Annotated in this window: 26 protein-coding genes and 1 other annotated feature; all 26 genes read left to right on the forward strand. The window is 51.9% G+C overall.

Going from position 1 to position 25365, the window contains the following annotated elements:
* Window positions 1–30: 30 nt before the first annotated feature.
* The 26 genes from IC804_RS15430 (at window position 31) to pyrR (ending at window position 25256) form a co-directional block, all read left to right on the forward strand.
* Complete coding sequence (locus IC804_RS15430; protein WP_008878692.1) at window positions 31–1965, forward strand: stage V sporulation protein D; 1935 nt, start codon at window positions 31–33, stop codon at window positions 1963–1965.
* A gap of 112 nt (window positions 1966–2077) precedes the next feature.
* A complete protein-coding gene (locus IC804_RS15435) occupies window positions 2078–3547 on the forward strand; it encodes a UDP-N-acetylmuramoyl-L-alanyl-D-glutamate--2,6-diaminopimelate ligase (protein WP_081157220.1) in 1470 nt (489 codons plus the stop codon).
* Window positions 3544–4011 carry a hypothetical protein gene (locus tag IC804_RS15440; RefSeq protein ID WP_008878689.1) on the forward strand — a complete coding sequence of 156 codons (468 nt, stop codon included), beginning with the start codon at window positions 3544–3546 and terminating at the stop codon, window positions 4009–4011. Before IC804_RS15435 ends, IC804_RS15440 begins: the two co-directional genes overlap by 4 nt.
* On the forward strand, window positions 3996–4970 hold the full coding sequence (gene mraY / locus IC804_RS15445) for a phospho-N-acetylmuramoyl-pentapeptide-transferase (RefSeq protein WP_008878688.1): 975 nt from the start codon (window positions 3996–3998) through the stop codon (window positions 4968–4970). The genes IC804_RS15440 and mraY overlap by 16 nt, the downstream gene beginning before the upstream one ends.
* Window positions 4971–6326: a UDP-N-acetylmuramoyl-L-alanine--D-glutamate ligase gene (gene murD / locus IC804_RS15450; protein ID WP_029760420.1), complete on the forward strand. Its 1356-nt coding sequence runs from the start codon at window positions 4971–4973 to the stop codon at window positions 6324–6326.
* A 52-nt stretch (window positions 6327–6378) separates the two neighbouring features.
* Complete coding sequence (gene spoVE, locus IC804_RS15455) at window positions 6379–7479, forward strand: stage V sporulation protein E (RefSeq protein WP_008878684.1); 1101 nt, start codon at window positions 6379–6381, stop codon at window positions 7477–7479.
* Between the two features lie 247 nt (window positions 7480–7726).
* Window positions 7727–8512 (forward strand): cell division protein DivIB, encoded by a 786-nt coding sequence (gene divIB, locus IC804_RS15460; RefSeq protein WP_029760421.1) that lies wholly within the window; start codon window positions 7727–7729, stop codon window positions 8510–8512.
* A complete protein-coding gene (locus IC804_RS15465; RefSeq protein ID WP_029760422.1) occupies window positions 8493–9197 on the forward strand; it encodes a DUF881 domain-containing protein in 705 nt (234 codons plus the stop codon). Before divIB ends, IC804_RS15465 begins: the two co-directional genes overlap by 20 nt.
* Before the next feature lie 29 nt (window positions 9198–9226).
* A complete protein-coding gene (locus IC804_RS15470; RefSeq protein ID WP_369802836.1) occupies window positions 9227–9943 on the forward strand; it encodes a DUF881 domain-containing protein in 717 nt (238 codons plus the stop codon).
* A 1-nt stretch (window position 9944) separates the two neighbouring features.
* The gene (locus IC804_RS15475) at window positions 9945–10307 is read left to right on the forward strand and encodes a small basic family protein (protein ID WP_008878680.1); all 363 of its coding nucleotides are present in this window, start codon (window positions 9945–9947) and stop codon (window positions 10305–10307) included.
* A gap of 190 nt (window positions 10308–10497) precedes the next feature.
* Window positions 10498–11766: a cell division protein FtsA gene (ftsA, locus tag IC804_RS15480; RefSeq protein WP_008878678.1), complete on the forward strand. Its 1269-nt coding sequence runs from the start codon at window positions 10498–10500 to the stop codon at window positions 11764–11766.
* Window positions 11767–11792: 26 nt separating this feature from the next.
* Complete coding sequence (gene ftsZ / locus IC804_RS15485; protein WP_008878677.1) at window positions 11793–12926, forward strand: cell division protein FtsZ; 1134 nt, start codon at window positions 11793–11795, stop codon at window positions 12924–12926.
* 224 nt (window positions 12927–13150) lie between these two features.
* Entirely contained in the window at window positions 13151–14059 is a 909-nt protein-coding gene (gene spoIIGA, locus IC804_RS15490) for a sigma-E processing peptidase SpoIIGA (protein ID WP_081157221.1), read from the forward strand.
* 50 nt (window positions 14060–14109) lie between these two features.
* Window positions 14110–14829 (forward strand): RNA polymerase sporulation sigma factor SigE, encoded by a 720-nt coding sequence (sigE, locus tag IC804_RS15495; protein ID WP_008878674.1) that lies wholly within the window; start codon window positions 14110–14112, stop codon window positions 14827–14829.
* Between the two features lie 120 nt (window positions 14830–14949).
* Window positions 14950–15729, forward strand: coding sequence for an RNA polymerase sporulation sigma factor SigG (gene sigG / locus IC804_RS15500; RefSeq protein ID WP_008878673.1), 780 nt, complete (start codon window positions 14950–14952; stop codon window positions 15727–15729).
* A 95-nt stretch (window positions 15730–15824) separates the two neighbouring features.
* Window positions 15825–16067, forward strand: coding sequence for a YlmC/YmxH family sporulation protein (locus tag IC804_RS15505; RefSeq protein ID WP_008878672.1), 243 nt, complete (start codon window positions 15825–15827; stop codon window positions 16065–16067).
* 132 nt (window positions 16068–16199) lie between these two features.
* On the forward strand, window positions 16200–17024 hold the full coding sequence (gene pgeF / locus IC804_RS15510) for a peptidoglycan editing factor PgeF (protein ID WP_011887105.1): 825 nt from the start codon (window positions 16200–16202) through the stop codon (window positions 17022–17024).
* A complete protein-coding gene (locus IC804_RS15515; RefSeq protein ID WP_008878670.1) occupies window positions 17021–17695 on the forward strand; it encodes a YggS family pyridoxal phosphate-dependent enzyme in 675 nt (224 codons plus the stop codon). Before pgeF ends, IC804_RS15515 begins: the two co-directional genes overlap by 4 nt.
* Window positions 17696–17707: 12 nt before the next feature.
* Window positions 17708–18139 carry a cell division protein SepF gene (locus IC804_RS15520; protein WP_008878669.1) on the forward strand — a complete coding sequence of 144 codons (432 nt, stop codon included), beginning with the start codon at window positions 17708–17710 and terminating at the stop codon, window positions 18137–18139.
* 3 nt (window positions 18140–18142) lie between these two features.
* Window positions 18143–18415, forward strand: a complete 273-nt coding sequence (locus tag IC804_RS15525) for a YggT family protein (protein ID WP_008878668.1) — start codon at window positions 18143–18145, stop codon at window positions 18413–18415.
* Between the two features lie 120 nt (window positions 18416–18535).
* Complete coding sequence (locus tag IC804_RS15530; RefSeq protein WP_008878667.1) at window positions 18536–19309, forward strand: YlmH family RNA-binding protein; 774 nt, start codon at window positions 18536–18538, stop codon at window positions 19307–19309.
* A 76-nt stretch (window positions 19310–19385) separates the two neighbouring features.
* Window positions 19386–19898 (forward strand): DivIVA domain-containing protein, encoded by a 513-nt coding sequence (locus tag IC804_RS15535; protein WP_008878666.1) that lies wholly within the window; start codon window positions 19386–19388, stop codon window positions 19896–19898.
* 90 nt (window positions 19899–19988) lie between these two features.
* Window positions 19989–20212 (forward strand) — a binding site (T-box leader).
* 55 nt (window positions 20213–20267) lie between these two features.
* On the forward strand, window positions 20268–23042 hold the full coding sequence (ileS, locus tag IC804_RS15540) for an isoleucine--tRNA ligase (RefSeq protein ID WP_011887108.1): 2775 nt from the start codon (window positions 20268–20270) through the stop codon (window positions 23040–23042).
* A 93-nt stretch (window positions 23043–23135) separates the two neighbouring features.
* Window positions 23136–23618, forward strand: coding sequence for a signal peptidase II (gene lspA, locus IC804_RS15545; RefSeq protein ID WP_081157223.1), 483 nt, complete (start codon window positions 23136–23138; stop codon window positions 23616–23618).
* Window positions 23619–24533, forward strand: coding sequence for an RluA family pseudouridine synthase (locus IC804_RS15550; RefSeq protein WP_081157224.1), 915 nt, complete (start codon window positions 23619–23621; stop codon window positions 24531–24533).
* A gap of 183 nt (window positions 24534–24716) precedes the next feature.
* The gene (pyrR, locus tag IC804_RS15555; RefSeq protein ID WP_081157225.1) at window positions 24717–25256 is read left to right on the forward strand and encodes a bifunctional pyr operon transcriptional regulator/uracil phosphoribosyltransferase PyrR; all 540 of its coding nucleotides are present in this window, start codon (window positions 24717–24719) and stop codon (window positions 25254–25256) included.
* The last annotated feature ends 109 nt before the right edge of the window (window positions 25257–25365 follow it).

Raw genomic sequence — 25365 nt, forward strand, 5'->3', positions numbered from 1 at the left:
ACGAGCCCATCACGAAGGAGGTTCCGCCATATGCGCGTGTCGTACGTTACCGTGCGCAAGCGGTTGACGATCGTGTTTTTGATCGGTATTTTCATTTTTGCGATTATCGATCTCCGTCTTGGTTACGTCCAATTTTGGCTTAGCGATATGTTAACGGAACGGGCGAAAGGGCTATGGGGCCGGAACATCCCGTTTGAACCGAAGCGCGGTGAAATTTTGGATCGCAACGGCGTCCCGCTGGCGACGAATATGAGCGCGCCGACAGTGTACGTCATCCCCCGGCAAGTGAAAAATCCGGCGGAGGCGGCGGAAAAGCTGTCCGTTGTGTTGGGCGCTTCAGTCGAATCAATCTATAAGCAAATTACGCAAAAAACATCGATCGTCCGTCTAAAGGAAGGGCGAAAAATTTCTGATGAAAAAGCGGCGAGCGTACGCGCACTTGACTTAGATGGGATCTATATCGCTGAAGATACAAAGCGTTACTACCCATTTGGCAGCTATTTGTCGCATGTGCTTGGCTTTAGCGGCATTGACAATCAGGGGCTCACCGGGCTTGAGCTGTATTATGACAAAGAACTAAGCGGCGAACGCGGCTCTGTGCAATTTTATTCCGATGCCAAAGGACGACGCATGCCCGGTATAGCGGACGACTATACGCCGCCGACCGACGGCTTGGATTTAGTGCTGACCATTGACTCGCGCATCCAGACGATTATCGAACGGGAGCTTGATATCGCGGAGGCAAAATACAATCCAGACGGCATCATCGCCATCGCTATGAACCCGAATACGGGCGAAATTTTGGCGATGGCGAGCCGCCCTACTTTCGACCCGGCCAACTACCGGGACGTCCCTCCGGAAATTTACAACCGCAATTTGCCGATTTGGAGCACATATGAGCCAGGGTCAACGTTCAAAATCATTACGCTTGCGGCAGCTCTTGAGGAAGGAAAAGTGAATTTGCTCAAAGACCACTTTTTTGACCCGGGCTATGCCAAAGTAGCCGGTGCTACGCTTCGTTGCTGGAAAAAAGGCGGCCACGGAGAGCAAACGTTTTTGGAAGTCGTGCAAAACTCTTGCAACCCAGGGTTTGTAGAGCTGGGAGAACGACTAGGAAAAGAAACGTTGTTTAAGTACATTAAGCAGTTCGGGTTTGGCGAGAAAACCGGCATCGATTTGCAAGGGGAAGGAACCGGAATTTTGTTTGATTTAAAACGGGTAGGGCCGGTTGAGCTGGCGACGACCGCGTTCGGCCAAGGGGTGTCGGTGACGCCGATCCAGCAAGTCGCTGCCGTATCGGCTGCGGTCAATGGCGGTGTTTTGTACACTCCATACATTGCCAAGGAGTGGATCGACCCAGAAACGGGTGAAATCGTCCGGCGCAATACGCCAAAGGCGAAACGGCGCGTTATTTCCGAGGAAACGTCGAAACAAGTCCGATATGCGCTTGAGAGTGTCGTTGCCCAAGGAACAGGGAAAAAGGCGTATGTCGAAGGATACCGTGTCGGCGGAAAAACCGGAACGGCGCAAAAAGCGCAAGGAGGCCGCTATTTGCAAAACAACCATATCGTATCGTTCATCGGTTTCGCTCCGGCTGACGATCCGCAGCTTGTCGTATACGTCGCCGTTGACAACCCGAAAGGGACGGTTCAGTTTGGCGGTACGGTCGCCGCGCCGATCGTCGGCAAAGTGATGGAAGACAGCCTACGTGTGATGAACGTAAAACCTCGCAAAGATCAACTCGCCAAAGAGCGGGACTGGAACGAGCCGAAAGTGCTGGAAGTACCAAACTTAATCGGATTGACAAAAAAAGATTTGCAAGAACAACTTTTTGACTTAAAATTAGATGTTAGTGGCGAGGGAGATGTGGTCGTTGAACAATCTCCAGAGCCAGGTGCGAAAGTGAAAGAGGGGTCGACAATTCGCATTTATTTGGCGAAAAACGAGACGGCAGAGGAGCAGTAAATGATCGCACAAGGGGCGGCCGATGCGATGATTCATCGGGTTGGTTGTGCCCCTTTTTCCGCTGTCCGCATCGTTGGGCGGGCTATTTATAAGCGAAAGGGATGAAGCAAACATGAAATTACAAACGCTGCTGTCACGCTTGCCCGGCTTTTGGGTGCATCGTGGGGGCAACCCGGATATCGTTGCGCTGGAGATGGACTCGCGCCATGTCACGCCTGGTTCTCTCTTTTTTTGTGTGAAAGGATTTACCGTGGATGGACACGATTTTGCCGAACAGGCGGTGGAGCGCGGGGCGGTGGCGATTGTCGCCGAGCGCCCGCTCTCGGTGAATGTGCCGGTTGTTGTTGTGCCGGACAGCCGGCGAGCGATGGCGATTTTAGCGGATGCGTTTTACGGTCAACCGACTCACCGCCTTCATTTAATCGGAGTGACGGGCACAAACGGTAAAACAACGACGACTCATATCATTGAGCAGGTGGCGAGAAAAGCCGGCAAGAAAACCGGGATCATCGGCACGGTTGGGACGAAAATCGGCGACCGTTCTTACCCGGCAGTGAATACGACACCGGAGTCACTTGTCTTGCAGCGTACGTTTAAACAAATGGTTGACGAAGGTGTGGAGTTTGTAACCATGGAAGTGTCATCACACGCCCTTCACCAAGGACGGGTGCACGGTTGCGATTACGACGTCGCCGTGTTTACGAACTTGACACAAGACCACTTAGACTATCATGGAACAATGGAAGAATATCGGAACGCCAAAGGGCTGCTGTTTGCCCAACTTGGCAACCGTTACGACGAGCGGCGGCCAAAATTTGCCGTTCTCAATCATGACGACCCCGTTTCGCAATATTATAAACATATGACAGCTGCACCGATCATCACATATGGCATAAAGGAAAAAAGCGATGTGATGGCAGAGCAAATCGAAATGACTCCCGGCGGCATGGCATTTCAACTGTGCACTCCGCATGGGACCATGGCGATCGAAACGAAGCTGGTCGGCCTGTTTAACGTCTATAACCTCCTCGCTGCCACAGCCGCTTGCCTTGCGTCCGGCTTTTCGCTTGCGACGATTGCCGAGGCGCTCGCTGATGTCTCGCCGGTGCCGGGGCGGTTTGAAACGGTCGATGAAGGGCAAAATTTTACTGTTATTGTCGATTATGCTCATACGCCGGATAGTGTGGAAAATGCACTGAAAACCGTGCGGCAATTTGCAAAGCGAAACGTGTATGTTGTGATCGGCTGCGGCGGTGACCGCGACCGAACAAAGCGGCCGCTCATGGCGCAAGCGGCGGTGCGCTATGCGGATGTCGCTGTTTTTACCTCCGACAATCCGCGCTCGGAAGACCCGAGGCAAATTTTGCGCGATATGGAGGCCGGCGTTAGTGCTGGGGACGGGACGTATGTGACCATTCCCGACCGGGAAGAGGCGATCCGGTATGCCATTGGGCAGGCGCAAGAAGGTGATGTCGTGTTAATTGCCGGCAAAGGGCATGAAACGTATCAAATCATCGGCGACGATGTGATCGACTTTGACGATCGCGCTGTCGCCCGAGCGGCGGTGAAGGAGAGAAGATGACGATGGTTACGTATAAAATGGTGCAATCCATCGCGGTGGAGGCGCGCGGCATTATCGATGAGACGATTCGTTTTCACGCCGTGTTTGTCGACCCCGCGAAGCAAGTGAAAAAAGGGCTGTTCGTTCCGCTCAAAAATGCGGCGGAAACGTTGAAAACAGCCATTGATCATGGGGCGATCGCTTCATTTTGGCCGATCGGCGAGCCGCTGCCCCGCTATATTCCCAACCAGTTTCCGCTCTTTTTTGTTCCGTCGCCGCTTGAAGCGGCTGCCAGGTTGCTTGAGCGGTACTTAGGGCAAAGCGAGGGCGACGGGGGCACGGAATTTTCTTTTACGTTCTCGGAAAAAGGCGGAACATACGCTCCAGCTGATACTGAAGCTCGCCTGCAGCTCGCTGAATTGCAGAGAAGGTGGCTGAGCGTGCGGCCGGCAAAAGGATGTGACGATTCATGCCAGAGCAAATAATCGTCATTGCGATGGCGGTCTCCTTTTTAATCACAGTCATTTTGTCCCCGCTATTTATCCCGTTTTTGCGACGGTTAAAATTTGGGCAAAGTATTCGAGAGGAAGGACCGAAGTCGCACCAAAAAAAATCGGGCACTCCGACAATGGGCGGCATAATGATTTTGCTTTCCATCATTGCGACGACCGTGTGGGTGACGGCCAAGTTTTCCGTTCTTTCGGCGGGGACATATTTATTGTTGTTTGTAACGATCGGTTATGGGGTGCTCGGCTTTTTAGACGACATGATTAAAGTTGTGATGAAGCGAAATCTTGGACTGACAAGCCGGCAAAAATTTATCGGCCAGCTCATCATTGCGGTCATTTTCTTTTTTGTCTATCGGCAAAGCGGTTTTTCGACAGCGCTACATATTCCCGGCACTGACTGGTCGTTTGACCTTGGTTGGGCATACGGGGTGTTGCTGTTGTTCATGCTCGTTGGCGGTTCGAACGCTGTCAATTTGACCGATGGGCTTGACGGGCTGCTCGCCGGAACGGCGGCCATCGCCTTTGGCGCTTACGCCGTCTTGGCTTGGAATCAAGGCCAGTACGACGTGGCTGTGTTTTGTGTGGCTGTTGTCGGCGCCGTGCTCGGCTTTTTAGTGTTTAACGCTCATCCGGCGAAAGTGTTTATGGGCGATACCGGTTCGCTTGCGCTCGGCGGAGCGATTGCCGCCGTCGCTGTCTTAACGAAGCTTGAGCTGCTGCTTGTTGTGATCGGCGGCGTGTTTGTCATTGAGACGCTGTCGGTCATTATTCAAGTTGCCTCATTCAAAATGACCGGTAAGCGCGTCTTTCGTATGAGTCCGCTCCATCATCATTATGAGCTCGTCGGCTGGTCGGAATGGCGCATTGTCGTCACGTTTTGGGCTGTCGGCCTTTTATTCGCAATGCTAGGAATTTATATCGAGGTGTGGATTTAATTGAAACCGACTCCTTTTTATCAACATCGTCGTGTGCTTGTCATTGGATTGGCTAAAAGTGGGGCGGCGGCGGCTCGGTTGCTTGCTGAATTAGGTGTTGAAGTCGTCGCCAACGACCAAAAACCGTTGGAGGAAAATGCGGAGGCGAAGAAGCTGGAGCAGCTCGGTATCCGCGTCGTTTGTGGTGGTCATCCGCTCGAGCTGCTCGATGAGCCATTTGATCTTGTTGTGAAAAATCCAGGAATTCCGTATACAAACCCGTTGGTCGAAAAGGCGCTCGAAAAAGGGCTTCCGATTGTGACAGAAGTGGAGCTTGCCTATCGTATTTCTGAGGCGCCGTTTATCGGTATTACCGGGTCGAACGGAAAAACGACGACAACGACGCTCATTTATGAGATGTTAAAGGCGGACGGCCAAGACCCGCTGCTTGCTGGCAATATTGGTCTTGTGGCCTGCGAGGTGGCAAAGGAAGCGAAACCGGATCAATGGCTTGTCACCGAGCTGTCTTCGTTCCAACTGGCCGGCATTGACGAGTTTCGTCCGAGGATCGCGGTCTTGCTCAACATTTTTGACGCCCACTTGGATTACCACGGGACGAAAGAAGCATATGCAGCGGCGAAGGCGAACATTTTCCGCAACCAAACAGCACACGATTACGCCGTCGTCAATGCGGATGATCCGCTTGTGATGGACATCGTCTCGTCCGTTCGGGCGCAAAAGGTGCTGTTTTCGGTGACAAAGCCGCTTGGTGAAGGGGCGTACGTCCAAGATGGCACTGTTTATTGGAACGGTGAGTCGGTCATCCAGATCGCCGACATCGTTCTCCCCGGTCAGCACAATTTGGAAAATATTTTAGCTGCAGTAGCAGCTGCTAAACTAGCTGGCGCTAGCAATGAGGCCATCCGTCGGGTGTTGACGACGTTTACGGGCGTGAAGCACCGACTTCAATATGTGGCTGAAGTCGACGGACGGCGATTTTACAATGATTCGAAGGCGACGAACATATTGGCGACGCAAAAGGCGCTCGCGGCGTTTGCTGATGAGCCGGTCATTTTGCTGGCCGGTGGGCTTGATCGCGGCAATGAATTTGATGCCCTTCTCCCATACTTGCAACAGGTCAAAGCCATGGTGCTGTTTGGCCAAACGGCGGCCAAGATTGGCCGCGTGGCTCGGGAGGCGGGAATAGAAACGGTAGAATATGTCGATAATGTGGAAAAGGCCGTCCCGGTTGCCTTTCGGCTTTCAGAGCCGGGCGATGTCATTTTGCTCTCTCCGGCATGTGCCAGTTGGGATCAATATAAAACTTTCGAGGAGAGAGGGGACATTTTTATTAACGCCGTGCATAAGTTGAAATAGAGGGAAAGGGACAGCCCTTTCCCTCTAGTTTACAAAATAGAGGTGTTGGGCATTGCCGCGAAAAAAGTCTGCACCGGATTTTTTGCTCATTATTTTAACGTTTTCGCTCTTAGCGATCGGGCTTATTATGGTGTACAGTGCGAGCGCCATCTGGGCAGAATACAAGTTTAACGATTCGTTTTTCTTCGCCAAGCGTCAGCTTTTGTTTGCCGGCGTTGGCGTGATCGCCATGTTTTTTATGATGAACATCGATTATTGGACGTGGCGCGATTGGTCGAAAGTGCTGCTCGGTGTTTGTTTTGTGCTGCTCATCCTTGTGCTTATTCCGGGAATCGGCATGGTGCGCAATGGATCGCGAAGCTGGATCGGCGTCGGGGCGTTTTCCATTCAGCCGTCTGAGTTTATGAAGCTTGCTATGATCGCCTTTTTAGCCAAATATTTATCTGAAAACCAAAAAAAGATTACGTCGTTTAAACAAGGGTTGCTGCCGGCGCTTTTGCTCGTGTTTGCTGCTTTCGGAATGATTATGCTGCAACCGGATTTAGGGACGGGCACCGTCATGGTCGGAACATGTGTGACGATGATTTTCGTTGCCGGCGCCCGCCTCAGCCATTTTATCGGTCTTGGTGTATTGGGGCTCGCCGGGTTTGTGGCCCTCATCTTATCAGCTCCATACCGGATTAAGCGGATTACGTCGTTTTTAAACCCGTGGGAAGACCCGCTCGGGAGCGGATTTCAAATCATTCAGTCGCTGTACGCCATTGGGCCGGGCGGCTTGTTCGGTCTTGGGCTTGGGCAAAGCCGGCAAAAGTTTTTTTATTTGCCGGAGCCACAAACGGATTTTATTTTCGCGATTTTAGCTGAAGAGCTTGGTTTTATTGGTGGTTCGCTCGTCCTTCTTTTGTTTAGCCTTCTTCTCTGGCGCGGCGTGCGCATCGCCCTTGGCGCTCCTGATTTGTACGGCAGCTTTTTGGCGCTTGGCATCATTTCGATGATCGCTATTCAAGTGATGATCAATATCGGCGTTGTTACCGGACTGATGCCTGTCACCGGTATTACTCTTCCGTTTTTAAGCTACGGCGGTTCATCGCTGACGTTGATGCTGATGGCTATCGGTGTGCTGCTCAATATTAGCAGGCATGCCCGCTACTAGACCTAGGCAGGCGGCGGCTGTCCGCCGCTTTTGTTTGCCTTGATTGGGCCGGTGGCGCTCTCGTCGAATAGTGGCGGCAAATGCGATAAAAAACAGGCTCTCTCTCGCAGTCTATTTGTGATATAATGAAAACAAGTGCAAAGGACAAAGAAACGGCAGCGGATGCCGTTTGTTTTTATTCAAATGCGGCAATGTGTTTTGTCCATGGGCAAGAATGTGGGCGTTGGACAAGAAAGCGGTGAATGCGATGGAAAAAGGAAAGGTCGTCGTTCTAGAGGATCGTGTGCCGAAGCTGAAAGAGCGGCGCCGTCAAAAAGCGAACCGTCGGCTCATTTTGTATTTGTTCTTCTTTTTTCTGTTTATCTTATGTGTCCTTTATTTTCAATCGCCGCTCAGTGCAGTGAGGCATGTGGAAGTGAGCGGCAACCGTCATCTGCCGGCGGAGCGGATCATCAGTTTGAGCGGCATTACAAAGCGGACAAGCTTTTGGAAAGTGAATGAACAAAACGTGGAGGCGAAAATTGCTCGTCATCCGGAAATTAAGGAAGCCACTGTGAAGAAGCGGCTGCCGAATACGATCGTCATCGACGTTCGTGAATGGCGGCGGGTCGCCTACGTATATAACCGGCAAACGTTTTTTCCACTGCTTGAGAACGGGCAGCTGCTAAAGCAGGAAGCGGTGAAAACGGCTCCGAGCGATGCACCGGTATTAGTCGGCTGGAAAAGTGGTGAAGCCATTGCGGAAATGACCGGGCAGCTTGCTGAACTGCCAGCGGCGGTGCTTGGTGCCATATCGGAAATTCACTACAAGCCAACCGGTGAATACAAAGACCGGGTCGTTGTCTATATGAATGATGGCTATGAGGTGAGTGCGACGATTCATAACTTTGCTGATAAGCTGTCGCATTATCCGTCGATTATCGCCGAGCTCGACCGGAATGTCAAAGGAGTCATTCACCTGGAAGTAGGCAGCTATTTTGTTCCGTATGAACCGACGAAAAAGGAGGATGACGATGAGACGAAAAGTCCGTAGCCGCGTCCTCCTTACTTTTATTTGTTTTATCTTTGGGACTATGCTTGGGTTTTCGTACCAGCATACGAAAGAGGAGGAGCCACGTCGCCAATGGAGCGACAGTGAGTGGAAAAAGGAGTACGAGTATCGTTCGGCGCTTATCGCTTTGCAAAAAGAAAACCGGTCGCTAAAGCAGCAGCTTGTCAAAAAGCAAGCTGAATTGACCGAATGGGAAAAAAAATTGGCCGAGCAACAGTCGAATGAGGTCGGGTTGGCGAAAGAGGCAGAACAGCTGCGCATGCATGTTGGAAAGGCGAGGGTCAAAGGGAAAGGCGTAGCAGTCACGCTTTCCGATTCCTCTTATATCCCCTCTGAAGCGAGTGCTACTGATTACATCGTTCATGAACAGCACGTATGGAAAGTCGTTCACGAGCTGCTTATTTCCGGTGCTGAGGCCGTTGCTATTAATGGGCAGCGTATTTCCCATCGCTCTTACATTGTCTGTAATGGTCCAGTCATTGAAGTGGACGGGACACAACATGCGGCTCCGTTTGTCATTTCGGCGATCGGCGACCCGGATGTGCTATCATCCGCGCTTGAGTTAGCCGGCGGTGTCGTCGACCAGCTAGTCGAAGACCATATCGATGTGAAAGTGGAAAAGCAAAAGAACATCGTTCTCGATCCGGTATTTGCGCCCAAACCGTAAAAAAGGGCGGGAAGGAGCGTTGAAGCATGTTGGAGTGGAAAAAACGGTTATCTTTTGTCATCGTCGCCGCCGTGTTTGGCGTGATGCTCGCGGTTGAGCTGCGGACGACGATGCCTTCAGAAGAGCGTGACACACGCGACATTTGGGAACTGCGCGCTGATTTAACGAAAGAACAACAGCTCGAGCAGCAGCTGCTTGAGGAGCTCGAAGATTATGAAGAGAAATTGCGCCATTATCAGGAGAAGGAGGCGGCAGGCGGCGGGGCGGCGCTCGAGGCGACTGTCGCTGAGTTGCGGGAGGAAGCCGGACTGACTGAAGTGAAAGGGAGCGGCATTGTGCTGATGATTGCACCATTCTCGACGGCCGACTATGTTGGGCCAGTCACTGCGACCGTTTCCCCGGAGCTGCTGCAACGGTTAGTGAATGAGTTGAACAAATATGGGGCAAGGGAAATTGCTATCGGCGGCGAGCGGCTGACGAACCGGACGGCGATTCGCGATATCAACGGTATAACGAACGTTGGCCGCCGCCCAATCAGGCTGCCGGTTGAGGTGAAGGCGATTGCGGATGACGTGGACAAGCTGTATAGCGGATTAGCTGTTTCGCCGATTCGCGACGATTTCATCGTCGAAAACCTGGAGCTTTCGATTTCCAAACCGAAGTCGGTGATCGTCATTCCACCATCAACTGAACGGCCGGACGTAAAATACATGGAGACGGCGAGCGCCGGCAAGGAGGAGAAGTAGCATGTGGCTCCCGCTTCTCGGGATGTTGCTCGGGTTTGCTGTCGGCGTTCTCGCCGGCTGGGAAATTCCCGATGAGTATTCTAATTATTTGTCAATTGCTATTTTGGCGGCCTTTGATACATTAATCGGAGGATGGCGCGCCCATTTACAGCGGACATACGACGAACTTGTATTTATAACCGGTTTTTTTTTCAACATTATCCTTGCCACAACTTTAACTTTTCTTGGGATACATCTTGGTGTAGACTTGTATTTAGCGGCTGTGTTTGCGTTCGGTGTCCGCCTTTTTCAAAACATTGCCATCATCCGCCGCCTTTGGCTTGCCGAATGGGCGGAGCGGCGGCAAAATCGTGAAAAAAGTTAAGCAAAAGACAGGGAAAGCCTTTTGGCATGTTGAATTATATGGAGTAAAACAAAATATGGTGTTTTTGCGGAATTTATAAACTAGACATAGACAAAGAGATGGATAGAGAAATTTCAGCCGAAAAAGGAGGTGTCGCTGCTTACTGAAACGCCGGCCGATAGGTGCGTTTTTAGTAGGCAGATGCCAAAAGATGAGCAGCAATGAGATCGTCGTTAGCCTCGATGTCGGGACATCGAGCATTAAAGTGATCATTGGGGAAATGTTAGGCAGCTCGATTAACATTATCGGGGTAGGCAATGTGAAATCCGAAGGGCTCAAAAAAGGGGCGATTGTTGATATAGATAAAACGGTGCACTCGATCAAGCGGGCGGTCGAGCAAGCAGAGCGGATGGTCGGCCTGTCAATCCGCCGCGTGATTGTTGGGGTGGCAGGCAGCCATGTTCAGCTGCAAGATTGTCACGGCATTGTCGCCGTTGCGAGTGAAAATCGTGAAATTAGTGACGAGGATGTCGCTCGCGTCATCGATGCTGCGCAAGTCGTTTCCATCCCTCCGGATCGGGAAATTATCGGGATCGTTCCGCGCCAGTTTATTGTTGACGGATTAGACGGCATCCATGATCCGCGCGGCATGCTTGGTGTCCGTCTAGAAATGGAAGGGACAATGATCACGGGAGCGAAGACAATTTTACATAATCTCCTTCGTTGTGTGGAACGGGCTGGCTTGGAAATTAGCGATATTTGCCTCCAGCCGTTGGCGGCCGGCTCGCTTGCGTTATCCGATGACGAACGGCATTTAGGTGTTGCACTCGTCGACCTAGGGGGCGGTTCGACAACGGTCGCCGTCTTTGAGCAAGGCGGGTTGCAGGCTGTATCTTCGCTTCCGGTCGGCGGGGAACATATTACAAAAGATCTGGCCATCGGGCTGCGCACAACAACAGAAGACGCCGAAAAAATTAAACTGAAGCATGGGCATGCATTTTATGACTATGCCTCGGAAGAAGAGGTATTCACCGTGCCAATCATGGGTACCGATCAGCACCAGCAGTTCAGCCAGCTTGAGATCGCCGACATTATTGAAGCAAGGTTGGAGGAAATTTTGCAAATGGTTCAGCATGAAGTGCGCCGTCTCGGGTTTCGCGACCTTCCTGGCGGCTATGTGCTGACAGGTGGTGTGGCGAATATGCCAGGGGTGCTGGAACTGGCTCACGTCGTCTTAGGGACGAGCGTCCGCGTCGCCCTGCCGGATTATATCGGTGTGCGTGACCCGCAATATACGATCGGCGTCGGCTTGCTCAAATTCGCCTACCGGCAAGCGCAGCTGCAAGGAAAAACGGTTCCGGTTGCTGCGGCGGCGGAGCCGATTGAGCGCCCCGCACCAAAACAGCAGCCGAAACCAAAAAAGAAAGAAGACCATTTTGGGAAAAAGGTCAAGAAATTTTTCGGATCTTTCTTTGAATAGAGACTGAAATTTAGGAGGATTTGGTTATGTTGGAGTTTGATACGACAATCGATCAGTTGGCAACAATCAAGGTGATTGGGGTCGGGGGCGGCGGCAACAACGCCGTCAATCGGATGATTGAACACGGAGTGCAAGGTGTGGAGTTTATTGCAGTTAACACGGATGCACAGGCACTCAAATTATCGAAGGCGCCGACGAAACTGCAAATCGGGGCGAAACTGACGCGCGGTTTGGGCGCAGGCGCAAACCCGGAAGTCGGAAAAAAAGCCGCGGAAGAAAGCAAAGAGCAAATTGAAGAAGCGCTCCGCGGTGCGGATATGGTGTTTGTTACCGCCGGGATGGGCGGTGGCACAGGAACAGGCGCGGCGCCAGTCATCGCCCAAATCGCACGCGAATTAGGAGCGCTGACGGTCGGCGTCGTTACGCGCCCGTTCACTTTTGAAGGGCGGAAACGGGCGACGCAAGCCGCAAGCGGCATCGCCGCCATGAAAGAAGCGGTCGATACGCTGATCGTCATTCCGAACGACCGGTTGCTTGAAATTGTCGATAAAAATACGCCGATGCTTGAGGCGTTCCGCGAAGCGGACAACGTGCTGCGCCAAGGGGTGCAAGGCATCTCTGACTTGATCGCCGTGCCGGGGCTCATCAACCTCGATTTCGCTGACGTGAAAACGATCATGTCAAACAAAGGTTCGGCGTTGATGGGCATCGGAGTGGCCAGCGGTGAAAACCGGGCTGCAGAGGCAGCGAAGAAGGCGATTTCCAGCCCGCTGTTGGAAACATCCATTGACGGAGCGCAAGGTGTGCTAATGAACATCACTGGCGGGATGAATTTAAGCTTGTACGAAGTACAGGAAGCGGCTGATATCGTCGCTTCAGCAGCCGACCAAGAAGTGAACATGATTTTTGGCTCGGTCATCAACGAAAACTTAAAAGATGAAATTGTCGTCACTGTCATCGCGACCGGCTTTAACGAAAACGTTGCTTCGCAACCGCGGCCATCGCGCGTCGGCATCAGTACAGCGCCGAAAGTGACGCCGGCGCCGAAGCGGGAAAAGCGCGAAGAGCCGACACAAGACTATGCGGCGCTTCGTTCAGGGCAAGCGGAAGATCCGCTTGACATTCCAGCTTTCTTGCGTAATCGCAACCGTCGTCGTTAAGATGAAACCAGGCATGAACAACTTGTTGTTCATGCCTATTTTTATTGAAATCAAGTTTTTCGCCTTGCTTAAGTTGCAGACGGCTTGTTTCATCCGCCGTGATTCCCCTCACTTTGACAAAACATCCTTTTTTTCACCATCACCGATTGACAGACTTTCCCTCATGATGTGCTATATACTTGTTTCAGACAAAGCTAATGTGGGCGGGGGGAGGGGCTTGCTGTTTGATCGTTTACGTCGATGTGATTTGGCTGCTCAATGTCTGTTTTGACGCCTTGCTTCTTTGGCTGGCAGCGCTCATGCTCAAGCGACCGGTCATTTGGTGGCGCCTGTTGGCTGGGGCGTTGATCGGGTCGCTGCTTGTGGTGCTGCTGTTCACCCCGTTGTCCGCCATCGCCCAGCACCCGCTTGCCAAAATGGCCGCCTCGATCTTGATTGTGCTCGCCGCTTTTGGCTTTAAGCGGCCGCGCTATATGATCGAGAACATGATGGCATTTTACTTTGCGACGTTCGCTATCGGCGGCGGCATGCTGGCTGTCCATTATTTGTTCGTGCCGCAGCTGTCCGTTCAGCAAGAATGGTTGATCATGCCCCCCGGAGCGGGCGACCCGGTCAGCTGGTTGTTTGTCGTGATTGGTTTTCCGGTGCTATGGCTTTTTTCCCGCCGCCGTGTGGAAAACATTCGTGAGAAAAAACTGCGTTTTGAACATATTATTGACGTCATCGTTGTTTGGGATGGCCGGCCGCTGGCGCTGCGTGGGCTCATTGACAGCGGCAATCAGCTGTTCGATCCAGTGACGAAAACGCCGGTGATGGTTGTTGATAGGGAAAAAGCAAAGGAAGTGCTGCCTGAGGAGCTGACGATGCATATGGCAGCCATGACGGTTGACGACCCGCCCGAACAGTGGGCCCATCGTCTTCGTCTCATTCCATACCGCGCAGTGGGCAGCGGCCCGCAAATGATGATGGCGGTAAAACTAGACCGCATCGCGCTGTCATACGAAAACGAGTGGCTTGAGGTGAAACATGGGCTTATGGCCTTAAGTGCAGACCCGCTTTCAGCCGACGGAGAATACGATTGCATCATCCATCCGAAAATGGTGCAGGCGGGAAGAAAGCTGACCGCTTCGTAGTTCGTTACTATATCATACTCGCTTTTTATCCGTTTAGAAGGGGGATTTTTATGAAAAAGTGGAAACTTCGCTTCATGTATTGGGTGTATAAGCTTCTGGCTAAACTCGGTTTGAAGACGGATGAGATTTATTATATCGGCGGCAGTGAAGCGCTCCCTCCGCCGCTGACGAAAGAGGAAGAGGAACGGCTGATCGAGCGGTTGGCGGTCGGTGATAAGACAGCGCGGTCGCTTCTCATCGAGCGCAACTTACGCCTTGTCGTTTACATCGCGCGCAAATTTGAAAACACCGGCATTCATATCGAGGACTTGATCAGCATTGGAACGATCGGACTGATTAAGGCGGTCAACACGTTCAATCCAGAGAAAAAAATCAAGCTGGCGACGTATGCTTCACGCTGCATTGAAAATGAAATTTTAATGTATTTGCGCCGCAATAATAAAGTGCGGGCGGAAGTGTCATTTGATGAGCCGTTGAATATTGACTGGGACGGCAATGAGTTGCTGCTGTCTGATGTGCTCGGCACGGAAGATGATGTGATTACGAAAGACTTGGAAGCGGATGTCGATCGGCGCCTGTTGCTGAACGCCTTGCGCCAGCTGAGCGACCGTGAAAAGCAAATTATGGAACTGCGTTTTGGTCTTTCGGGTGGTGAGGAAAAAACGCAAAAAGATGTTGCTGATTTGCTCGGTATTTCGCAATCGTACATATCGCGGCTTGAGAAGCGGATCATTAAACGGTTGCGCAAAGAGTTCAACAAAATGATGTAGCAAGCGGCGGGAGTGGACGCTCCGCCGCTTTTTTTCGCTCGGACAGGCTGTGCATATTTTTCCCTCCCAGGGAGATACTGAAAACTGACGACTTAGCATCTCCTGATGGGAGGGAACAACTTGACGAGGAACAAAGTCGAAATTTGCGGCGTGGATACTTCAAAGCTTCCCGTCCTCAAAAATGAGGAAATGCGTGAACTGTTTCAACGGATGCATGAAGGGGATTTGGAAGCAAGGGAAAAATTGGTAAACGGAAACTTACGCCTCGTGTTAAGCGTCATTCAACGCTTTAACAACCGTGGCGAATTTGTTGATGATTTGTTTCAAGTCGGTTGCATCGGACTTATGAAATCGATTGATAATTTTGATTTAAATCAAAATGTTAAGTTTTCCACGTATGCGGTGCCGATGATTATCGGCGAAATCCGCCGCTATTTGCGTGACAACAATCCGATCCGCGTTTCGCGCTCGCTGCGCGATATTGCCTACAAAGCGTTGCAAGTGCGAGAACGGCTTATGGGTGAGACAGCGAAAGAGCCGTCGACGGAAGAGATTGCGAAAGAACTTGGTGTCGCCCATGAAGAAGTCGTTTTGGCCCTCGATGCCATTCAAGATCCGGTTTCGCTATTTGAACCGATTTACAATGACGGCGGCGATCCGATTTACGTGATGGATCAGCTGAGCGATGAGCGCAACCGCGACAGTCAATGGATTGAAGAAATCGCATTGAAAGAAGGGTTGCGGCGGTTAAATGAGCGGGAAAAAATGATCATCCGCAAACGATTTTTCCAAGGGAAAACACAAATGGAGGTCGCTGAGGAAATCGGTATTTCCCAAGCGCAAGTATCGCGGTTGGAAAAAGCAGCGATCCGGCAAATGAATAAAAACATCCAAGTGTGAGCGGCTGCTAGAGCAGCCTTTTTTCTTTGTTACATAACCTGTTTGGCGGCGTCATATAGATGAAAAAGAGGAGAGGAAAGGCGGGGGAATGAACCGTGATGAGAATTTCAGAGTTTCAGACAAAAGATGTTGTCAATGTAGCCAATGGGAAAAAGCTCGGCAATATTGGGGATATTGACATCGATCTCGATACAGGCAAAATTCGTTCATTGATTATTTTAGGAGCTGGAAAGATGCTCGGGCTGTTTGGGCGTGAGGAAGCGGTCGTCATTCCGTGGCAAAACATTGTCAAAATCGGAGCTGATGTCATTCTAGTCCGTTTGCATGATACGGAGTGATGCTATGATACTATGTTGGGACACTAATGTTTCAACAAAATTGTAAATAAAGATTATCACGTTTAAGCAAACTATGATAAAATAGGAAAAAAAGTGATAAAAATCTACAAAAAAAGCGTGAGGTTGACACGAATGCCGGACATTTTTCAACAAACGGCTTATGAATGGCTTCTCTGCGGGGCGCCCCCATTCGCCGGGGCCGTCGCAGGGATAACGACGAAACAAGGCGGGGAAAGCAAAGGATCGTTCGCTTCCTTGAATATGGGACTGCATGTTGGCGACGACCGCACTGCCGTCGTCAATAATCGGCGCCGTCTAGCCGCATCGCTTGTTTTTCCCCTTGATGATTGGGTGTGCTGTGAGCAAGTGCACGGCGCCGTGATCCAGAAAGTGACGAAAAGCGATCGGGGAAGCGGGGCACAAGATTTCGCTACAGCAGTTCGGGGCGCTGACGGGTTGTATACGGATGAGTCGGGAGTATTGCTCGCCCTTTGTTTTGCTGATTGTGTGCCTGTCTATTTTATGGCTCCATCCGTCGGCTTGGTCGGTCTTGCTCATGCTGGTTGGCGAGGAACGGCCGGCGGCATCGCTCAAAACATGGTACGGCTTTGGCAAGAACGCGAGCATGTTGCACCCGCTGATGTGTACGCTGCCATTGGACCAGCCATCGGCCCGTGCTGCTACACGGTCGATGACCGGGTGATCGAAGGTTTGCGTTCGACTGTTCCTGCGGGCAGCCCTTTGCCATGGCGTGAAACAAGCCCAGGGCAATATGCGCTTGACTTAAAGGAGGCGAATCGGTTGCAGCTTATTGCTGCCGGTGTTCCTGATAGCCATATTTACGTGTCCGAACGCTGTACAAGCTGTGAGGAGACACTGTTTTTTTCTCACCGCCGCGACCGCGGGACAACGGGACGGATGTTGGCGTTCATCGGCCGAAGGGAGGAGACGACATGACGGTACGTGACAACTTAGCTGCCATTCGCCGGCAAATTGAGGGAGCTTGCGCCCGCGTTGGCCGTGATCCGGCCGACGTACGCATCGTAGCAGTAACGAAATATATTAATGCGGCAAGAGCGCAGGAGGTGCTTGATGCCGGCATTGTCGACCTCGGCGAAAACCGTTCCGACCAACTGCTGCAAAAATATGAGGTTATCGGGAAACAAGCGACGTGGCATTTTATTGGGACGCTCCAGTCGCGCAAGGTGAAGGAGATTATCGATAAAGTCGATTACATTCATTCGCTTGACCGCCTTTCGCTTGCTAAGGAGATTGAGAAGCGGGCGGTGCGTCCAGTGAAATGTTTTGTGCAGGTGAACGTATCAGGTGAGGCGACGAAGCACGGGCTCGCCCCTGACGAAACAGTCCCGTTTATCGAACAGCTTCGCTCGTTTCCATGCATTGAAGTGATCGGATTGATGACGATGGCGCCGCATACGGAGGACAAAAGTGTATTGCGCGCTTGTTTCCGTCAATTGCGAATGCTCAAAGAACGCGTCCAGGCGTTAAATTTGCCTTATGCACCATGCACCGAGCTGTCGATGGGCATGTCAAACGACTATGAGATCGCCATCGAGGAAGGAGCGACGTTTGTACGCATCGGCAGTGCGCTTGTCGGATCATTGTAGGAGGTGAGACCGGTGGGATTGATGAAAAAATTTCGCGATTATTTTTTAGAGGAAGACTACGAAGACTATGAAGAAGAATATGAAGCGCCGCAGCAGGAAGAGGAGGCGCTGCCGCTGAAGACGGCTAACAAGACGAATGTTGTCAGCTTGCAAAGCGTGCAAAAATCAGCGAAGGTCGTGCTTGCCGAGCCGCGGGTGTACGCCGAGGCGCAAGAGATTGCCGACCATTTGAAAAGCCGGCGGGCGGTCATCGTCAATTTGCAGCGTATCCAGCATGAGCAGGCGAAACGGATCGTCGACTTTTTAAGCGGAACCGTGTACGCCATTGGCGGCGACATTCAGCAAGTCGGCACGAAAATTTTTTTATGCACGCCGGAAAACGTTGACGTCAGCGGCGCGATTTCGCTTGATGGCGAGGATGACAGACCGATGAAGAGGTGGTAGCCGTTGGATTATGTGCTCACGTTTTTGACGACGCTCATTCAAGTATATTCGTATGCGTTGATCATTTATATTTTAATGTCATGGTTTCCGAACGCCCGTGAGACGCGGTTCGGCCAGTTGCTCGCTACCATTTGCGAGCCGTATCTAGAGCCATTTCGGCGCGTTATCCCGCCGCTTGGCATCATTGACATCTCCCCGATCGTCGCCTTTATTGTCCTTGAGTTTGCGACAAGAGGGCTATATGCATTGTTTGATATCCTTAAAGCGCAGTTTTAGCCGCCGTTTTGCGCTGTTGGCGGCATTTGCTGCAGCCTGATGATGAAGGTCAATGGGCAGCGCTCATGGAGAGGAATCCATTGCGGGTTCCTTTCTTTAATGAATACGGAGTGAACGGGAATGGAACTGTATCAGCACTTTCGTAAAGAGGAACACCCATTCATTGATCAAGTGCTCGAGTGGAAGGACACGGTGAGCCGCCAATACGCACCTAAGCTGACGGATTTTCTTGACCCGCGTGAGCAGCAAATCGTCCAAAGCATTGTCGGCAGCGATGAAGACGTGCGTGTGTCCTTTTTTGGCGGCGTCCCGTTCGCCGAGCGGAAGCGGGCGTTTCTTTATCCGCCGTATATCGAGCCGGATGAAGGCGACTATGACATCGTCTTGTTTGCTGTCCGCTATCCGGATAAATTCATTTCCCTTGAACACCGCGACGTCTTAGGTGCACTCATGTCGCTCGGTTTGCGGCGCGGCAAGTTCGGTGATATTCTCGTCCAAGGAGGAGAGATCCAATTTTTCGCCGCCGCGGAGGTGGCCGATTACATTCGTCTTCATGTCGAGACGATCGGCAAAGCTCGAGTTACACTTGAGCCGTTGCCGCTGTCGGCTGCCATGCCGATTGAAGAAACATGGCAAGAAGGGACGGTGACCGTCTCTTCGCTGCGGCTTGATGCTGTGCTTGCCCAAGCATTCCGTCTCGCGCGTGATAAGGCGCGAACGCTTGTTGAAAGCGGGCTTGTCAAAGTGAACTGGAGAGTGGTGGACAAGCCGGATTTCGTCTGCGGACCGGGTGATGTGTTGTCAGCGCGTGGTTTTGGTCGCTGCAAGCTGTTTTCTGTGGAAGGGCCGACGAAAAAAGAGCGCTGGCTCGTGCGTATCGGCCGACAAAAATAATCAAACAGCAGCAGGAAATGGGCAAATCGTGTCGAATTAAGCAAGAAAAGGAAAGATGGAGACGGAGGTGGCCGTTGTGCCGTTAACGCCATTAGATATTCACAACAAGGAATTCAGCCGCGGATTTCGCGGGTATGACGAAGATGAAGTGAACGAGTTTCTTGATCAAATCATTAAAGACTACGAAATGCTCATTCGCGAAAAGCGGCAGCTCGAAGAAAAAGTTGCGGAGCTGACGGAAAAACTGAACTATTTTTCTAATATTGAGGAAACATTGAACAAGTCGATTCTTGTCGCCCAAGAAACGGCGGAGGAAGTGAAGCGCAATGCGCAAAAAGAGGCGAAGCTGATCATTAAAGAAGCGGAGAAAAACGCTGAACGCATTATCAGCGATGCGTTGGCGAAATCGCGAAAAATCGCGATGGAAATTGAAGAATTGAAGCGGCAATCGAAAGTGTTCCGCACCCGCTTCCGCATGCTCGTCGAAGCACAGCTGGACATGATTAACAACCGCGATTGGGATGACTTGATGGAATACGAGATGCCTGACTTGGAGGAAGAGATGAAAGAACCGCTGTCCCAGCCTTGACGAACGCCATTTGTCTCATTTATAATAAATGGCAAAAATCGTTGTGCTGACCGCCATTGGTGCGGTTGGCTTTTGAGCGAAGAAAACATGCGATCGACGATGATAGGGACAGTAGCTCTTGAATAGCTGGTTGCAGCGAGCCGGGGATGGTGGGAGCCCGGTATCGGCGCAAGAGTGAACATCACCCTGGAGTTCCATGCCGAACGTCAAAGTAGGCCATGGCGCGTCATTCCCGTTACGAATGAAAAGTGGGCTATGCGTTGATTTGTCATGGCCAAAAAGGGTGGTACCGCGAGACCGTTCTCGTCCCTTGCCGGGAGAGAACGGTTTTTTATTTTGATTTGATTCTTGGAGGAGGAGCAAAGAGAGATGGACTACAAAGAGACGCTGCTCATGCCGCAAACGGAGTTCCCGATGCGTGGCAACTTGCCGAAGCGGGAGCCGGAAATGCAAAAAAAATGGGAGGAAATGGACATTTACCGGAAAGTGCAGGAGCGGACGAAAGGACGGCCGCTGTTTGTGCTGCACGACGGCCCGCCATACGCCAACGGTGATATTCATATGGGCCATGCATTAAATAAAATTTTAAAAGATATTATCGTCCGCTACAAGTCGATGAGCGGCTTTTGTGCGCCGTATGTGCCTGGCTGGGATACACATGGCTTACCGATTGAAACGGCACTGACGAAGCAAGGTGTCGACCGCAAATCGATGAGTGTCGCTGAGTTCCGCAAGCTGTGCGAACAATACGCGTATGAGCAAATCGACAACCAGCGCCAACAGTTTAAACGGCTCGGGGTGCGGGGCGATTGGGACAACCCGTACATTACGCTCAAGCCGGAATATGAAGCCCAGCAAATTAAAGTGTTCGGTGAAATGGCGAAAAAAGGGCTCATTTATAAAGGGCTGAAGCCGGTGTATTGGTCGCCGTCGAGCGAATCGGCGCTCGCCGAAGCGGAAATCGAATATAAAGACAAACGGTCGCCGTCGATTTATGTCGCGTTCCCAGTTAAAGATGGTAAAGGTGTGCTTCAAGGGGATGAACGAATCGTCATTTGGACGACGACACCGTGGACGATTCCAGCGAACTTGGCGATCGCCGTTCACCCGGATTTGGACTACTATATTGTCGAAGCAAACGGGCAAAAATACGTTGTTGCTGCGGCCTTGGCGGAATCGGTAGCGAAAGAAGTCGGCTGGGAGGCATGGTCCGTCGTCAAAACGGTAAAAGGAAAAGAACTTGAGTACGTAGTCGCCAAACATCCGTTTTACGAGCGCGACTCGCTTGTCGTCTGCGGCGAGCACGTCACGACCGACGCCGGTACCGGCTGCGTTCATACGGCACCAGGACACGGGGAAGACGACTTTATCGTCGGACAAAAATACGGGCTTCCGGTTCTTTGCCCGGTTGATGAGCGCGGCTATATGACAGAAGAAGCGCCTGGATTTGCAGGGATGTTTTACGACGAGGCGAACAAAGCGATTACACAAAAGCTCGAGGAAGTTGGAGCGCTCCTTAAGCTCAGCTTCATTACCCACTCGTATCCGCATGATTGGCGGACGAAGCAACCGACAATTTTCCGAGCGACGACACAATGGTTTGCCTCCATTGATAAAATTCGTGATCAACTTCTTGATGCCATCAAGGAAACGAAATGGGTGCCAGAATGGGGAGAAATCCGCATCCATAACATGGTGCGCGACCGCGGTGACTGGTGCATCTCCCGCCAACGCGCTTGGGGCGTGCCAATTCCGGTCTTTTACGGCGAAAACGGCGAGCCGATCATCACAGATGAGACGATCGAGCACGTGTCAAACCTATTCCGCCAGTACGGCTCGAATGTTTGGTTTGAGCGTGAGGCGAAAGACTTATTGCCGGAAGGATTCACCCATCCGTCCAGCCCGAACGGCCTCTTTACGAAAGAGACGGATATTATGGACGTCTGGTTTGACTCCGGTTCGTCGCATCAAGCCGTGCTTGTTGAACGCGATGACCTAGAGCGTCCGGCTGATTTATACTTAGAAGGATCTGACCAATATCGCGGCTGGTTTAACTCGTCGCTGTCTACAGCCGTTGCCGTCACCGGAAAAGCACCGTATAAAGGGGTGTTAAGCCATGGCTTCGTTTTAGACGGCGAAGGGCGAAAAATGAGCAAATCGCTCGGCAACGTCGTCGTGCCGGCCAAAGTCATGGAACAGCTCGGTGCCGACATTTTACGCCTTTGGGTCGCCTCGGTTGACTATCAGGCGGATGTACGCATTTCCGATAACATTTTAAAACAAGTGTCCGAAGTGTATCGGAAAATCCGCAATACGTTCCGCTTTATGCTCGGCAACTTGTTTGATTTTGACCCGAATCAAAACGCTGTGCCGGTTGGGGAGCTTGGCGAACTCGATCGCTACATGTTAGCGAAATTAAATAAACTCATCGCTAAAGTGAAAAAGGCGTATGACAGCTATGATTTTGCTGCTGTTTATCATGAGATGAACCATTTCTGCACCGTCGAGTTAAGCGCATTTTATTTGGATATGGCGAAAGACATTTTGTACATCGAAGCGGCCGATTGTCGTGCCCGCCGTGCGGTGCAGACGGTGCTGTATGAAACGGTTGTCGCCTTGGCGAAGCTCATTGCGCCGATTTTGCCGCACACGGCCGATGAAGTGTGGGAGCATATCCCGAACCGGAAAGAGCAAGTGGAAAGCGTCCAGCTCACCGACATGCCGGAGCCAATGGCCATCGATGGTGAAGAAGCGCTGCTCGCGAAATGGGATGCGTTTATGGATGTACGAGATGACATTTTAAAAGCGCTCGAGAATGCGCGTAATGAAAAAGTGATCGGTAAGTCGCTCACGGCGAGCGTCACTGTTTACCCGAAAGACGAAGTGCGGGCGCTTTTGGCTTCGATCAACGAGGACTTGCGCCAACTTCTCATCGTTTCCGCGTTTTCGGTCGCCGATGAATCGTATGACGCCGCGCCAGCCGAAGCAGAACGGCTCAACCATGTGGCCGTCATCGTTCGCCCGGCGGAAGGTGAGACGTGCGAACGTTGCTGGACGGTGACACCGGACGTCGGACGCGATGAGTCCCACCCGACGCTTTGTCCGCGCTGCGCACATATTGTGAACGAACATTATTCGGCATAACAAAAGCGGCAGGCTGCCTTCCTGGCGGCCTTGCCGCTTCGTTTGTTTGCCATGGCCAAGTATGGTACAATGCTGAAAGGATAAATCGGAAACGTGGGGGGATTTCGCGCGGTGATCTATTATTTGCTCGCAGCGGCGGTGATCGCTCTGGATCAATGGACAAAATGGCTTGTTGTCCGCTATATGCAGCTCGGGGAGAGCATCCCGATGATCGACAATGTCCTCTACATTACATCGCACCGCAATCGCGGTGCAGCGTGGGGCATGTTGCAAGGACAGTTTTGGCTGTTTTATTTAGTGACAGTCATCGTTGTAGCTGGGATCATCATCTACATCCGCCGCTTGCGGCCTTCAGAACGATTGGCCGGCATAGGCCTTGGCCTGATGCTCGGCGGGGCGATCGGCAATTTTATTGACCGTGTGTTCCGGAAAGAAGTGGTCGACTTTATCCATACGTACATCGGCACATACAGCTTTCCGGTGTTCAATATCGCTGACTCAGCGCTGACTGTCGGCGTCATCTTGCTGTTTATTCATCTATTTTTTTTCGCGACACCAGAGAAAGGGAATGAGTAGATGGACACGATCACGTTTCACATCGAAGACGAATATGACGGCGAGCGGATCGATAAAGTGATCGCGGCGCTCAATGAGGAATGGTCGCGTTCGCAAGTGCAGCAATGGATTAAAAATGGGCTCGTGACGGTCAACGGCCGTACAGTGAAGGCGAATTACAAGTCCGAACTGGGCGATACCGTCGCTATCTCGCCGCCGGAACCGGAGCCGCTTCATGTTGAGCCGGAGCCGATCCCGCTTGACATTTATTATGAAGATGAAGACGTGCTTGTTGTCAACAAGCCGCGCGGCATGGTCGTCCACCCGGCGCCCGGGCATATGCGCGGCACGCTTGTCAACGCGCTTCTCGCCCATTGCCGCGACCTCTCCGGCATCAACGGCGTGCTGCGCCCCGGCATTGTCCATCGGATTGACAAAGATACATCGGGGCTTCTGATGGTGGCGAAAAATGACGCCGCCCACCGCTCGCTTGTGGAGCAGCTTGTCAACAAAACCGTGACGCGCCGCTACAAGGCGATCGTCCACGGCGTTATTCCGCACGATTACGGCACGATCGATGCCCCGATCGGCCGCGACAAACGCGACCGAAAAAAAATGGCGGTTACCGATGAAAACGGAAAGGAAGCAGTCACCCATTTCCGCGTGCTCGAGCGGTTTCGCCATTATACGTATGTCGAATGCCAGCTTGAGACGGGGAGGACGCACCAAATTCGCGTCCATATGAAATACATCGGCTACCCGCTTGCTGGCGATCCGCAATACGGGCCGAAAAAAACGCTCTCGATCGAGGGCCAAGCATTGCACGCCGGGGTGCTCGGCTTCCGTCATCCGCGAAGCGGCGACTATTTGGAATTTGAAGCACCGCTGCCGCCGGAGTTTGCCGAACTGCTCGAATGGTTGCGAAAAAACAATTGACAAACGGAGGCGGCCGCTTTACAATGAAAGCAAGTGAACAGGAACCTTTAAATTCAGTCCTGTGAGGCTGAGAAGGGGTCGGATGTAAAAATAGGTGGCGTATGCCCATTTTGTCTGCTGGCAATCAGCCATGCCCCCGCTTCACAGGCGGGGGATTTTTTTGTGTCGACGGAGGTGGTTCGCATGCAAAAAGCTGTTGTGATGGATGAACAAGCGATTCGCCGCGCTTTAACGCGCATCGCTCACGAAATTATCGAACGGAACAAAGGAATCGATGGCTGCGTATTGGTAGGGATTAAAACGCGCGGCATTTATTTGGCGCACCGCTTGGCTGAGCGGATCGAACAAATTGAAGGAACATCGGTTCCGGTCGGTGAACTCGATATTACGCTGTACCGCGATGATTTGACGATGAAAACAGAAGACCATGAGCCGCTCGTCAAGGGAACGAACGTACCGTTTCCGGTGAGCGAACAGAAAGTCATTTTAGTCGATGATGTGCTGTTTACTGGTCGGACGGTGCGAGCGGCGATGGATGCCGTCATGGATTTGGGCCGCCCAGCGCGCATCCAACTGGCGGTGCTCGTTGACCGCGGCCACAGGGAACTTCCGATTCGCGCCGATTTCGTTGGTAAAAACGTGCCAACGTCCAGCGCCGAAGTGATTGTCGTCGAACTTGCCGAAGTGGATGGGGTTGATCAAGTATCGATTCATGAAAAATAAAGCAGCTCCCTTTTAAGCGCAGTCCCGCGAGGCTGCAAAAGGGGCGGAATGGTTTCGGCTGTTTCTGCACCCTCTTTGTGCCTTCGCGGGCCAAGAGGGTTTTTTTGTG

The sequence above is a fragment of the Geobacillus sp. 47C-IIb genome, from assembly GCF_014679705.1.
GTDB classification, from domain to species: domain Bacteria; phylum Bacillota; class Bacilli; order Bacillales; family Anoxybacillaceae; genus Geobacillus; species Geobacillus thermodenitrificans.

Coding starts and splice junctions, on each gene's coding strand:
- IC804_RS15515 (WP_008878670.1), top strand. CDS start 17,021: ATGACGGTACGTGACAACTTAGCTGCCATTCGCCGGCAAATTGAGGGA.
- IC804_RS15550 (WP_081157224.1), top strand. CDS start 23,619: ATGGACACGATCACGTTTCACATCGAAGACGAATATGACGGCGAGCGG.
- ileS (WP_011887108.1), top strand. CDS start 20,268: ATGGACTACAAAGAGACGCTGCTCATGCCGCAAACGGAGTTCCCGATG.
- pyrR (WP_081157225.1), top strand. CDS start 24,717: ATGCAAAAAGCTGTTGTGATGGATGAACAAGCGATTCGCCGCGCTTTA.
- IC804_RS15530 (WP_008878667.1), top strand. CDS start 18,536: ATGGAACTGTATCAGCACTTTCGTAAAGAGGAACACCCATTCATTGAT.
- IC804_RS15435 (WP_081157220.1), top strand. CDS start 2,078: ATGAAATTACAAACGCTGCTGTCACGCTTGCCCGGCTTTTGGGTGCAT.
- divIB (WP_029760421.1), top strand. CDS start 7,727: ATGGAAAAAGGAAAGGTCGTCGTTCTAGAGGATCGTGTGCCGAAGCTG.
- mraY (WP_008878688.1), top strand. CDS start 3,996: ATGCCAGAGCAAATAATCGTCATTGCGATGGCGGTCTCCTTTTTAATC.
- ftsA (WP_008878678.1), top strand. CDS start 10,498: ATGAGCAGCAATGAGATCGTCGTTAGCCTCGATGTCGGGACATCGAGC.
- ftsZ (WP_008878677.1), top strand. CDS start 11,793: ATGTTGGAGTTTGATACGACAATCGATCAGTTGGCAACAATCAAGGTG.
- IC804_RS15465 (WP_029760422.1), top strand. CDS start 8,493: ATGAGACGAAAAGTCCGTAGCCGCGTCCTCCTTACTTTTATTTGTTTT.
- IC804_RS15475 (WP_008878680.1), top strand. CDS start 9,945: ATGTGGCTCCCGCTTCTCGGGATGTTGCTCGGGTTTGCTGTCGGCGTT.
- IC804_RS15430 (WP_008878692.1), top strand. CDS start 31: ATGCGCGTGTCGTACGTTACCGTGCGCAAGCGGTTGACGATCGTGTTT.
- sigE (WP_008878674.1), top strand. CDS start 14,110: ATGAAAAAGTGGAAACTTCGCTTCATGTATTGGGTGTATAAGCTTCTG.
- pgeF (WP_011887105.1), top strand. CDS start 16,200: ATGCCGGACATTTTTCAACAAACGGCTTATGAATGGCTTCTCTGCGGG.
- IC804_RS15440 (WP_008878689.1), top strand. CDS start 3,544: ATGACGATGGTTACGTATAAAATGGTGCAATCCATCGCGGTGGAGGCG.